This window comes from Macrococcus capreoli (genome assembly GCF_025628935.1).
In the GTDB taxonomy this organism is placed as follows: Bacteria; Bacillota; Bacilli; order Staphylococcales; family Staphylococcaceae; genus Macrococcoides; species Macrococcoides capreoli.
In genome coordinates, this window is sequence record NZ_JAOTIS010000020.1 from 25,939 (window position 1) to 38,898 (window position 12,960).

The window sequence follows — 12,960 nt, forward strand, 5'->3', positions numbered from 1 at the left end:
TTTTCTGATTTTCTAATAAATTTGCAGTTCACTGAAAGTTTCTATATAAATCTCTTTATTACAAATTAATATAAACGGAAACATCATAATTACCATTGTACTCCCCATCATTATCCGATAAGATTGAATTATCAGTAAACAAGAAAAGGGGAATAAATATGTATCCAGATATTACAGCAACAATGCAGGAAATCGAGCGTTTAGTACACATTCCTGGTCCTTCAGGTTTTGCGTTTAAAGCGATTGAATATGTGACAGAAACGTTAGAATCAGTGGGTTACGAAGTGCAACAAACGAATAAAGGTGGTGTACTCATCACTGTTCCAGGGAAAGACGAAACAAAGCACAAATACTTAACAGCGCACGTTGATACGTTAGGTGCAATGGTAAAAGAGATATTACCGAGTGGTCGGTTACGTTTATCAATGGTAGGCGGATTTAGATGGAATGCAGTTGAAGGTGAATACTGCGAGATTCATTCTGCAGATAAAGTATACACAGGAACAATTTGTTTACACGAAACGAGCGTGCACGTTTATCACAATGCAGGCGAAATTCAACGTGATGATCAGCATATGGAAGTGCGTATTGATGAAGTTGTGAAATGTAAAGAGGATACTGAAAAATTAGGCATCAATGTCGGTGACTTTATTACATTTAATCCACGTTGCGAAATCACTCAATCCGGTTTCATTAAATCACGTCATTTAGATGATAAAGCGAGTGCTGCAATGCTCATCCAGTTATTACGTCATTTAAAAGCTGAGAATATTGAACTACCACATACGACACACTTCTATTTCTCTAATAATGAAGAAATCGGTTACGGCGGTAACTCAAACGTGCCAGCTCAAGTGGTTGAATACATCGCAGTCGATATGGGTGCATTAGGTGATGGTCAAACAAGTGACGAATATACGGTCTCAATTTGTGCGAAGGATAGTTCAGGTCCTTATCACTATCATTTAAAACAACATTTAGTACAATTATGTAAAGATAACAACATTGATTACAAAGTAGATATTTATCCGTATTACGGCAGTGATGCAAGTGCTGCGATGCGCGCAGGCTATGATATTAAGCACGGTTTATTTGGTGCAGGTATTGAATCAAGCCATGCGATGGAACGTACACATCAATCTTCATTAGAAAACACTGAAAAGTTGATTTATCAATATGTATTAAGTCCAGTCATCGATTAAACAAGATGGTATTAATAGAATATTCAGAATTTAAAAGGTGGAATTTTTGAGTTGCACGTCCTTTTTCGATATAATAGTCATTACTATAGAGAAAGGACGTGTTTTATTATGACGAAAAAAGTATTAATGGTGCTTACAAATCACGATAAGCTTAATGATGGGACGCCAACTGGTCTATGGTTAGAAGAAGCTGCTGCGCCGTATAAAATATTCGAAAGAAATAATATTGCAGTCGACTTCGCTTCAGTAAAAGGTGGCGCGATTCCACTGGATCCAAATTCAGTCGCTAACAACGAAACAAAAACTTACGCTGATGTCGTAAAGAAATTAGGGGATTCACTCAAATTACGTGATGTCGTATTTGAGAACTATGATGGCGTGTTTATTCCTGGTGGTCACGGTACAATGTATGACTTGCCAAATGATCCTGACCTGCAAAATATACTTGCATTCTATAAAGAAGATAATCGTGCAATAGGGGCCGTATGCCATGGCCCAAGCGCATTTGTAAACGCAAAACTTAAAGACGGTAGCTATTTGATTGATGGCGTGAAACTCACAGGATTCACCAATGCTGAAGAAAGTGCCATGAATCTTGTCGATAATGTTCCATTTGCCTTACAATCAGAACTGGAACAACAAGGTGGCCGCTTCGTCGTTGGTGACAACTTTACGTCTCACGTCGTAACAGACCACAAATTTGTTACGGGTCAGAACCCACAATCAAGTGAAGCTGTCGCAGAAGCATTTGTGAAAGTATTATAAATAAATCATGAAATAAACCACGCAATTTTGCGTGGTTTATTTCATGATGAGGATATTCTTTAATATTAATCCTAATACAACGCCAAATAATAAACTCAACATCGTACCTAACAAAATATATTCACTTGTCTTATCTATTTTCTCTAAATTTTGATTCGGCTTATCATCTTTCAAATCGTTAAATCGTAATATAGATTTACTCGCTATCACAAGACCGATTGCTGTATACTCACCAAGCGCAATAAACGTCAAGATTAACAATCGTTCAATATAACCTACTAACAAGCCGACGTTATCCGTTTGTTTCGTCTTCGTCTCACTCATCGCTGACAATATCCATTTAATCAGCCAACCAGAAAGTAAGAATAAAATAATAAAAACAACAATCAATACGATTTTCAGCATAAAGCAGACTCCTTAAATATAGTTTTAATAAAAGGTGAGAAATCAAATGTATCATCTATATCAGACATCGCTGCTTCAATCGCTGACAACTGTTTTTTATGTCCTTTTTTTAAATGCTCAGACACAGTAGAGACACTTTTATTCAATAGTTGTGCTATTTCTTTTTGCTGTTCATACACAAATGATAATAATATCACTTGACGTTGCATCGGCGATAGCTGATAAATGATTTCTGATAAATATGGAAAGAGTACGTTATTCATTAATATTGTTCGTTCGTCATCCATTGTTATATAAAAATCACTCACTTCAGAATGTTTAATCTCATCAAGATTACGTCGTGCTTGTTTAATGATAGCAGCATTCCAGTGCTCCAGATTACCAGTCGGGATATCGTCATCACTTACTGCAATACCAAACTTTATCGGTTGTTTTTTAAAAGGCCATAGTAGTTTAATATAATAGCTCGTAAATAGTGTGGCGCATAAACTATCGCTGACGAAAAATAATTCGTCCCCCATGCGAAAGTTAATGTATTTGAAGTTAACCGATTGCGTCCAATGCGCTATCTCTTGTGTCAATTGAATTAAATGACGGCTGATTTCATCGCTATTATCAAATTTCGTGCTACCAGAGACATCCATCACAAAAAGCGATAACATATCATCACTCCATTTCGGTTATTTTAACGAAATTAAATTAATTCGCTTATTTAACCGAATTATAACACATAACCGGACAAATCAAAATTTTAATGTATGAAAGAAATCATTAAAAAACGATATAAAATACGTTAAAATAATAAAAATAAAGTGAAACAATGAAATAATAGTGCTTATAAGTGAATCCCACCGTACATTTGTGGTAATATGGTGCATGAGATAAATGAACAAATGTGTTCATTCGAATAAGGAGAATTCATTATGAAATTTACGAACATCACAAGAGACGCATTTGGTGCGTTTGCTGATAAACAACCCTATAGTCATTTCACACAAATGGCTGTTAATTATGATTTAAAAATAGCTGAAGGTTCTGACGTACACTTAGTAGGTGTAATGGATGACAACAATGAAGTCATAGCAGCAGGGCTCTTCACCGCAGTGCCTGTAATGAAAATTTATAAATATTTCTATTCAAATCGCGGTCCGATTATGGATTATCAAAATACTGAACTTGTAACGTTCTTCTTTACCGAGTTAAAAAAGTATTTAAAGCGATATAACGCGATGCATGTGCGCATTGATCCTTATGTGCCACACCAATTATGGAATCATGATGGAGAAGTATTAGAAAGTTATGATACAACACAATTATTTAACACATTACAATCATTAGGTTATAAACATCAAGGCTTTACGACAGGATTCCATCCGGTTCATCAAATTCGCTGGCACTCTGTCTTAAATACAGCAGGCAAGACTGAAAAAGAAGTGCTAAACAATATGGATAGTTTGCGTAAACGTAATATTAAAAAAGTCATTAAAAATGGCATTAAAGTACGCGATTTATCATTAGATGAATTACATATCTTCAGACAATTTATGAATGATACAAGCGAAAAAAAAGAATTTGTTGATAGAGATGATACATTTTATGAACAACGTTTAAAATATTTCGGTGATCGCGTAAGAATGCCGTTAGCCTATATCGATTTCACAACATATATTCCAGAACTCAAACAAGAAGAACAAGATGTACAATCGCAAATTACGAAAGCGCAAGAAGAACTTGAGAAAAAACCTGATGCGAAGAAATGGAAAAATGTATTATCATCAAGTGAAACACAATTAAAGTCTGTACAGGAAAAATTAACAGAAGCGATTACCTTACAGGAACAACATGGTGATACGTTGCCTGTTGCCTCAGCATTCTATTTAATTAACCCATTTGAAGTGGTTTATTTAGCAGGTGGTTCATCGAATGCATATAGACACTTTGCAGGTAGCTATGCAATTCAATGGGAAATGATTAAATATGCGATGGAAAGTGGTATTAACCGCTATAACTTCTATGGTATTAGTGGAGACTTCACAGACCAGGCAGAAGATGCTGGCGTTATTAAATTTAAAAAAGGATTTAATGCGGATGTCATTGAATATATCGGTGATTTCGTTCTGCCAGTCAACAAACCAGCTTATACATTATATGAAACAATGAATAAAATACGTAAATAAGATTTGAAGGGAAGATTTACATGGAATTTACTGAACTAACAGTCGCAGAATATACTGATTTCATCTGGAATACGACGGAAATGAGTCACTACTTCCAGCTACAGGAAAATATTCGAAACAGAGAAGCAGACGGTTATCCAGTCGTATTATTAGGGGTAAAAACAGACGGAAAGGTTATTGCGGCAAGTCTATTTTCAAAAATACCGACTTTCGGCAGCTATTTCTACTATTCCAATCGCGGACCCGTTATGGATTTCAAAAATTCTGCTCTTGTGGATTTTTACTTTAAATCATTGGATACGTATTTAAAAACACATCAAGCAATATATGTGAAGCTTGATCCGTACTGGCTTTATAAGACATATGATAAAGATGTTAATTATAAAGAAGAAAATGGCACGAATGGCGCTATCATCGAACAGCTTAAATCACTTGGGTATAAACATACAGGGTTTTCAGTAGGGTATACAACAGATACGCAAGTGCGATGGATGAGTGTCCTTTATTTACAAGGTGAATCACCAGACTCAATCATGAAGCAATTTGACTCTCAACGTAAACGTAATGTAAAAAAAGCACAAAAATACGGTGTTAAAATTCGTATGTTAAGTCAAGATGAACTGCACGTATTTTTAGATTTGTATCGTGAAACGGAAGCACGAGCTGGCTTTATTGCTAGACCTGATAGTTATTTCGAAGGATTCCACACGCATTATGGCGATAAAGTCATTATGCCACTAGCATATATTGATTTAGATGAATATATCGCGCAACTATCAGTTGAGTTATCAGATGCTGAAGCACGTCGAGATCAAATGATGGCCAACGAAAATAAATCAGATAAACAATTAAAGAAAATAGAACAACTAGATCGTGAAATCAATCACATGCAGGATGAATTACTGGAAATGAGCACACTGCGTAAAACAGATGGTCAAATATTAAACTTAGCTTCAGGTATGTTCTTCTTAAATCCATTTGAAGTGAATTATTTCTCTGGTGGATCAAGTGAGAAATATAATAAATTTATGGGACCATATGCAATGCATTGGTATATGATTAATTATTGTTTTGAACATGGATTTGACCGATATAATTTCTATGGTGTATCTGGTGACTTCAGCGAAACTGGTGAAGATTATGGTGTATACCGATTTAAACGTGGATTTAATGCACAAATTGAGGAACTTGTTGGTGACTTCATTAAACCGATTAATAAACCGAAATATGCTGTGTATCAAACAGTATTAAAAGCACGTTTAAAATTAAGTGAATTAAAACAGAAAAAACGCAGCAATCAAACGCAAAAAGACAGCAATGCAAATACAGAAACGGTGCCGAATATTGTATTACAGCAAGGACCGGAAAAAATAAACGAGAAGTAATAAAATCCTCATAGTATATACACAAAAGCATGTACATATACTATGAGGATTGTTTTTAATATTTTAGTTTACATAATATATATTATCGGAAGTTAAGTATAAGAGAAGAAGATACTACCTATTTGTAATATCTTCTGCATCTACTAACCTGAATTCATCAACTATATTATTACTTTGAACTTAATGCATAGACTGCAATTGTACCGCTCATTTCATGACTTGCTAATAATAACGGCTGTTTCGTTGGTGAATGTTTTGCATCAATAAATGTTAAACCTTCAGGTGAAATATCGCCGTTATCGTTTGCTTTGAAATACGTTTCGAATACGGGTTGTTTTGGATTTGTAACATCATAAACCATAATACCGCCAACACGTTCAAGACCAATAAATGCATATGTTTTACCATTGATTTCACCAGTAACAACTGATTCTGGTTCCGGACCTTTATCGTCACTGCGTGAATCAAAATCAATTTTCCCTATAGTTTCCTGTTGTGAATTAAAAGCATCTTTATCAGCCATAGCCGTAATTTTTTCGAAATCTGATCCTGAATCATATATTAAATTCATGTCGTTTGCATTTAATATCGAGAATGAACGCCCACCAAAAGTGACTGGTACCGTAAATTTACCATCTTTATTCACAAAGTTTTGTGACGTTGTCGTTTTTAAACGTCCTAATCCTTTATTATCTTTTAACACCTCTAACGAAGTACTTCTTAAATATTCACTATTTAAATCAAACTGATCCGCAATATCTGCGATACGTGTTTCTTCACTATAGCCTTTATAATCTTGCGAATCACCTTCGTTCGCAGTTAATAAGTAGGTTTTACCTTTTACTGTCATATGTGCGATCCCATCTGGTTGATACATACCGAGTAATGGATAATTTTTCATATTTATCTTTTTATCTTTGTCTGAAACATCAATTGTGTGTTCCTGATATGATTTATACCCTAAACTTTTAACCTGGACAATTTGATCTTTCTTTAAATCAAATTTTGCAATAGCATTACGTTCCTGAATTGTGATATAAGCAAATTTATTATTGTCATCAATTGTAACGTATTCAGGCTCTAAATTTAAAAAGCTCTCATGTGCATTACGTCCTAATTGACGTACATTAGATGGAATCGTTTTCTCAGTGAAACGCACTGTTTTTGCGTCTGATTGCTTTATTTTACCTGTCTTATTCACATGAATCGCAGAAATTGAACCTTCCGGGTTAATCGTATAATCATCATTTGGCTCACCTTCATTGGCTACAATTAACTTTTTACTATCATGTGTGAATGTCAGCATGTCAGGCAATGCACCGACAGTGACTTTACTGATTAACTGCCCATCTTTGTCCAGAAAGGCAACAATGCCGTTATCCGTTTTCTCTTTTGCCGGAATACTCACCGCAATATAATGATATTTTTTATTTACGGCTACACTCGTAATGTCACTTCCTTCAACACCTAAATCCTTTAAGAAAATGCGTTTCTTAAGGGGTAACTGACCTTGTGTTAATTGCGACATATCTAAAATATCAAGTGCATTTAGCGCCCCATTAATAGAATAGGCTTGCTGATTAGCAGCATCATAACTCACAATTTCAGTGCCACTCTCTCCAAACGATGTTTTTGAATCATATCTTGCTAATTGATTCACTTGCACGTGGCTATTTGCTCCATAACTCGTTACAGATTGTGCTTGTGCGAAAGGTGCCGAAAGCGTTGTTAATAACGCGAATGTACTCACAACTTTACTTATATGTTTCATTTTATTTCTCCTTTATATTGCTTTTAATATGCTTGCTATAATATAAATCTTAATAAAATGTTGTAAATTACAAATAAAAATTGTTAAAGACATGTAAATATTCAGTTACAATACAATACACAATAGTAAGCAAAATAAAAAAGCCAGTGTATACTGACTTTTTTAATGGTTCGTTAAATTTTCATGATGTTTAATCGATTCCATTTCGGCACGATTTTGATTTTCATCAAATTTCTTTTGCTGCAATTTCGCTTGTAGTTTTAATTTTTTATTTTTACGATAATCTTTCGTCATAAACCAGAATAAAATACTTAATAAAAGTGATAATACTGTGAGAAATGCAGCATATCCTAGTAAAGGCTGGAACTTTATATCAAAAAAGTTAGGTAATATAAAAGCTGCTATTCCTAGTAACACAAACGTAAGTATTGGTGCAAAAATAAAACGACCTAGCACTAACCCAAAAATTAAAGCAATTAAAATCATCCCGACAATTGAGATTAATAAAAAATTCGGTATTTCATAAAAATTAATACTGTTTAAAACCATTTTCATCACTCACTTATTTAAATTTAAAAGTCTACTACAGTATACCCCATTTGGTTCACTTTTATCTTCTTTTTTTTAAATAAATGATGTATAAGTAAAATATTAAAAATTAATAATTCTAAAAATTCGTAATAACTAGTATAATTAAAATATTAATAAATAAAGGAGCATGATTATGAGTTTACCAAACAGAAACGAAGTACCGATCGAACAAACTTGGGATTTATCTACACTATTTCCAACGAACGAAGCTTTTTATGCGCAGCTGGATGAAACAATTGAACGCACGAAACAATTCAATAACCAGTTTGCTAATACATTAAATGATGCAACGATTATTGAAGCAGCCTTAGATGAATATGCCGCGATAAAAAAACAACTCAATCATTTAGGTAACTACGCTTCACTACTATTTAGTGTGGATCAGACAGACGAAACATCTGGAAAACTGTACAGTAAATATGCAAATGCTTATGGTACAATTGCAAGTCTATTAACTTTCGTTGAATCTGAAATATTATCGCTGGATGCTGATAAATTAACTCAAATTAAAGATACATCGAATAAATATAAACGCTATTTAGAAAAACTTATCACACAAAAACCTTATCAATTACACCCTGAAGTAGAAAAAACTTTAGCAGCTTTCTCTCCTGTGTTTAATGCACCATACAATTTATACGATACGACTAAAATGCAGGATATCGACTTCGGTACATTTAGTGTGAATGGACAAGAAATACCGATGAGTTATGTATCATTTGAAGGTGAATTAGAAGTTGATTCAAATACAGAACTCCGTCGCAATGCATTCAGAAAATTCTCAGATACATTAAAACAATATGAAAACACGACAGCAAAAACGTATGATTTAGTCTTACAACAAGAAAAAATTGAATCAAAACTGAGAGGATACGAATCTGTTATTGATTATTTATTACATCCTCAAGAAGTTTCTCAAGATTTATATCATCGTCAAATCGATTTGATTACAACTGAATTGGCACCACACATGCGTCGATATGCGAAACTATTACAAAAAACAAACGGTTTAGCAACGATGAAATTTGAAGATTTAAAGATTTCATTAGATGAATCATATGAGCCAGAAATCACTGTAGAGGAATCAAGGGACTACATTAAGAAAGCACTATCAATTATGGGTGAAGACTATATGCAGATCGTGAATGATGCCTATGATAAACGTCAAATTGACTTTGTGCAAAACAAAGGAAAATCAACGGGTGCATTTTGTGCAAGTCCATATCAGGTGAATCCGTTTATATTAATTTCGTGGACATCAAAAATGACAGAAGTATTTGTACTGGCTCATGAATTAGGTCATGCAGGTCATTTCCAGTTAGCACATCAAAATCAAAATATCTTCGATGAAAGCTGTTCATTATATTTTGTGGAAGCGCCGAGTACAATGAATGAAATGTTGATGGCAAACTATTTACTATCTGAATCGAATGATCCAAAGTTTAAACGCTGGGTCATTGCATCAATCATCTCTAGAACGTATTACCATAACTTTGTAACGCATTTACTTGAAGCTGCTTATCAACGTGAAGTCTATCGCTTAGTGGATCTGGGTGAGTCAATGACAGCTGATACTTTAAATCGTATTAAACGACAAGTGATTGAAGACTTCTGGGGAGATGCAGTCGAAATTACTGATGGTGCAGAACTGACATGGATGAGACAACCCCACTACTACATGGGTCTCTATCCATATACTTATTCTGCAGGTCTAACAATTTCGACGATTATGTCTCAACGTATCTTAAAAGAAGGTGAACCTGCTGTTAAAGCATGGATAGAAGTATTAAAACAAGGTGGTGCGCTTCCTCCTGTTGAACTTGCGAAAATGGCAGGTATTGATTTAACGACAGATGGCCCATTAAAAGAAACAATCGCTTATATCGGTGCTTTAGTAGATGAATTAGAAAAATTAACTGAAGAAATTGAGCAACAACAATAGGAAAAAGCCACTATCGGGTCAACGAGTGATCCGATAGTGGCTTTTATATGCTTAAGGCTAATTAAATTAACAATCTATTCAACTGATTTAATTTTATCCGCTTCAATAACAATACGTTTATTCTTATATAAACGGCCAATGGCACGTTTAAAGCTACCTTTACTCATGTTAAAGACTTCTTTAATCGCTTCAGGGTCTGATTTATCTGAGAACGGTAATTCCCCACCGTATTCTTCTAATAACTTTAAGATTTGTTCTGAATCGTCATCTAAACGTTCATGCGCTAACGGTAAGAATGATCCGTTTAAAGTACCATCTTCTTTATGTCCAATAATACGCACTTCAACCGCTTCACCAAGTCTCGGTTCACTACGACGTTCTGATTCGTGAACAAAGATTTTATAACCTTCTTTCGATAGCAAGAACGTCCCAATACGTAATAAACGATATGGATGCGCTGTAATTGTTTTGTGAAGCATTTCTTCAGGAGCTGGTGTAAACATTGCGTCTACCATCGTCTCACTTGCTAAGCGACCGTATAACTGATCATTTCTATCCACACGCAGACAAGCGAAAACTTCATCTCCCGCTTCCGGCCAAACTTCTTTCAATTTCGGAAGGTCTTCCCATGGGATGACGATTTCACGCGGAATACCGATATCAACCGTTACACCATCTCTATCTTTCTTAATGACTTTCACCCAGTCATAGCGATCCGTTGAAATGTCCGGAATATTTTGTGTGGCAAATAAATCTCCCGTACGTCCCGGATAAACGAAGAATGAATAATCTTCGCCAATTTCTAATTCGTCCTCTTCTAATACTTCTGATTGGTTTAACTTTACGACTTCACTATTCGGTCCTAATAAGTAATACGTAGACCCTTCTAAACGATCGACGCGTAAAAAGTCGATACTACCTGATAATTGTTTGTTTTCCATATGTCTCTCCTTTAGGTTAACTACCTATTTCAATAAATCATTATAGCACATTTTCACCTATTCGTCCGAAATAACAGTATAATAGAGCTATCTGTGCATTTAGCAATTCAGGCATATCAATTTTTTACAGAACTATGATATAATTTTACTGATTATAATTTAAAGGAGATTACTCAATGTTACAAGTATCTAATGTAAGTTTACGTTTCGGTGATAGAAAGTTATTTGAAGATGTAAACATTAAATTCACACCGGGCAACTGCTACGGTTTAATTGGTGCTAACGGTGCCGGTAAATCAACATTTCTAAAAATTCTTTCTGGTGAGCTTGATTCTCAATCAGGTCACGTTTCTTTAGGGAAGGATGAACGATTATCAATTTTAAAACAGGATCACTTCGCTTATGAAGATGAACGCGTACTTGACGTCGTATTACGTGGGAACGAAAAGCTATGGCAAGTCATGAAAGAAAAAGACGAAATCTACATGAAACCTGATTTCAGTGATGAAGATGGTATGCGTGCAGCTGAACTTGAAGGCGAATTCGGCGAAATGGGTGGCTGGACTGCTGAAAGTGACGCACAAGTATTGTTATCTGGATTAGGGATAAAAGACGATCTTCATGAAAAGAAAATGTCTGAACTTGAAAACAATCAAAAAGTTAAGATTCTTTTAGCGCAAGCATTATTCGGAGAACCTGACGTATTATTACTCGATGAGCCTACCAATGGTCTGGATATCCCTGCCATCAGCTGGTTAGAAGAATTCTTAATCAATTTTGAAAACACTGTTATCGTCGTATCACATGACCGTCACTTCTTAAATAACGTATGTACGCATATTGCAGACTTAGATTACGGTAAAATTAAAATTTATGTTGGTAACTATGATTTCTGGTATCAATCTAGTCAATTAGCACAACAAATGTTACAAGATTCAAATAAGAAAAAAGAAGAAAAAATTAAAGAATTACAAGACTTCGTTGCACGTTTCTCGGCGAACGCTTCTAAATCGAAACAGGCAACAAGTCGTAAAAAAATGTTAGAAAAAATTCAACTGGATGATATTCAACCATCAAGCCGTAAATATCCATTCGTTAACTTCAAACCTGAACGTGAAATCGGTAATGAATTATTACAAGTTCAAGGATTATCAAAAACAATTGATGGTGTTAAAGTCATCGATAACTTATCGTTTACGATGAACCCAAATGATAAAGCGGTTCTTGTCGGTGATTCTGAAATCGCAAAAACGACCCTACTTCGCATATTAGCAGGGGAATTGGAACCGGATGAAGGCTCATACAAATGGGGTGTAACAACATCTCAAAGTTACTTACCGAAAGATAACTCTGAATTCTTCGAAGGAAAAAATATCGACCTTGTTGAATGGTTACGTCAATATGCACCACCTGAAGAGCAGACAGAAACATTCTTACGCGGTTTCTTAGGCCGTATGTTATTCTCTGGTGAAGAAGTACGTAAGAAAGCAACTGTATTATCTGGGGGAGAGAAAGTACGCTGTATGTTAAGTAAGATGATGTTATCATCAGCAAACGTATTATTACTCGATGAACCGACAAACCATTTAGATTTAGAAAGTATTACATCAGTCAATGATGGCTTAAAAGCATTTAAAGGTTCATTAATTTTCACTTCTCATGACTTTGAGTTCATTAATACGATTGCCAATCGTGTTATTGACTTAAATGCAAATATTTCTAAAGAAGTAACATACGAAGAATATTTAAAAGAACAAGGTGTTTTAAAATAAGAATGGGCT

General features: G+C 34.8%; 10 protein-coding genes and 1 pseudogene. 6 read left to right on the forward strand and 5 right to left on the reverse strand.

Annotated elements, in window-relative coordinates:
* The first annotated feature begins 158 nt into the window (after positions 1-158).
* Positions 159-1,202, forward strand: coding sequence for a M42 family metallopeptidase (locus OCL94_RS12175; RefSeq protein WP_262997194.1), 1,044 nt, complete (start codon positions 159-161; stop codon positions 1,200-1,202).
* Between the two features lie 108 nt (positions 1,203-1,310).
* Positions 1,311-1,967, forward strand: a complete 657-nt coding sequence (locus OCL94_RS12180) for a type 1 glutamine amidotransferase domain-containing protein (protein WP_262997195.1) — start codon at positions 1,311-1,313, stop codon at positions 1,965-1,967.
* A gap of 36 nt (positions 1,968-2,003) precedes the next feature.
* Here OCL94_RS12180 and OCL94_RS12185 read toward each other — a convergent pair whose 3' ends face one another.
* Complete coding sequence (locus tag OCL94_RS12185) at positions 2,004-2,372, reverse strand: hypothetical protein (protein WP_262997196.1); 369 nt, start codon at positions 2,370-2,372, stop codon at positions 2,004-2,006.
* Positions 2,366-3,034: a sigma-70 family RNA polymerase sigma factor gene (locus tag OCL94_RS12190; RefSeq protein ID WP_262997197.1), complete on the reverse strand. Its 669-nt coding sequence runs from the start codon at positions 3,032-3,034 to the stop codon at positions 2,366-2,368. The genes OCL94_RS12185 and OCL94_RS12190 overlap by 7 nt, the downstream gene beginning before the upstream one ends.
* Before the next feature lie 261 nt (positions 3,035-3,295).
* On the opposite strand from OCL94_RS12190, the gene OCL94_RS12195 reads away from it, so the two are divergent.
* Together OCL94_RS12195 and OCL94_RS12200 are read left to right on the forward strand one after the other, a co-directional pair.
* Positions 3,296-4,549, forward strand: coding sequence for an aminoacyltransferase (locus tag OCL94_RS12195; RefSeq protein ID WP_262997198.1), 1,254 nt, complete (start codon positions 3,296-3,298; stop codon positions 4,547-4,549).
* A 20-nt stretch (positions 4,550-4,569) separates the two neighbouring features.
* Positions 4,570-5,823 (forward strand): annotated as a pseudogene (locus tag OCL94_RS12200) (aminoacyltransferase); the annotation flags it as partial.
* 280 nt (positions 5,824-6,103) lie between these two features.
* Here OCL94_RS12200 and OCL94_RS12205 read toward each other — a convergent pair.
* Together OCL94_RS12205 and OCL94_RS12210 are read right to left on the reverse strand one after the other, a co-directional pair.
* A complete protein-coding gene (locus OCL94_RS12205) occupies positions 6,104-7,705 on the reverse strand; it encodes a choice-of-anchor I family protein (protein ID WP_262997199.1) in 1,602 nt (533 codons plus the stop codon).
* Positions 7,706-7,867: 162 nt separating this feature from the next.
* Positions 7,868-8,254, reverse strand: coding sequence for a Sec62 family protein translocation protein (locus OCL94_RS12210; protein WP_262997200.1), 387 nt, complete (start codon positions 8,252-8,254; stop codon positions 7,868-7,870).
* A 169-nt stretch (positions 8,255-8,423) separates the two neighbouring features.
* Here OCL94_RS12210 and pepF point away from each other — a divergent pair, with 169 nt between their 5' ends.
* Entirely contained in the window at positions 8,424-10,238 is a 1,815-nt protein-coding gene (gene pepF, locus OCL94_RS12215; RefSeq protein WP_262997201.1) for an oligoendopeptidase F, read from the forward strand.
* Between the two features lie 74 nt (positions 10,239-10,312).
* On the opposite strand, the gene OCL94_RS12220 is transcribed toward pepF, so the two are convergent.
* Positions 10,313-11,179, reverse strand: a complete 867-nt coding sequence (locus tag OCL94_RS12220; protein ID WP_262997202.1) for a CvfB family protein — start codon at positions 11,177-11,179, stop codon at positions 10,313-10,315.
* 176 nt (positions 11,180-11,355) lie between these two features.
* Here OCL94_RS12220 and OCL94_RS12225 point away from each other — a divergent pair, with 176 nt between their 5' ends.
* Complete coding sequence (locus OCL94_RS12225; protein WP_262997203.1) at positions 11,356-12,951, forward strand: ABC-F family ATP-binding cassette domain-containing protein; 1,596 nt, start codon at positions 11,356-11,358, stop codon at positions 12,949-12,951.
* Positions 12,952-12,960 lie beyond the last annotated feature (9 nt).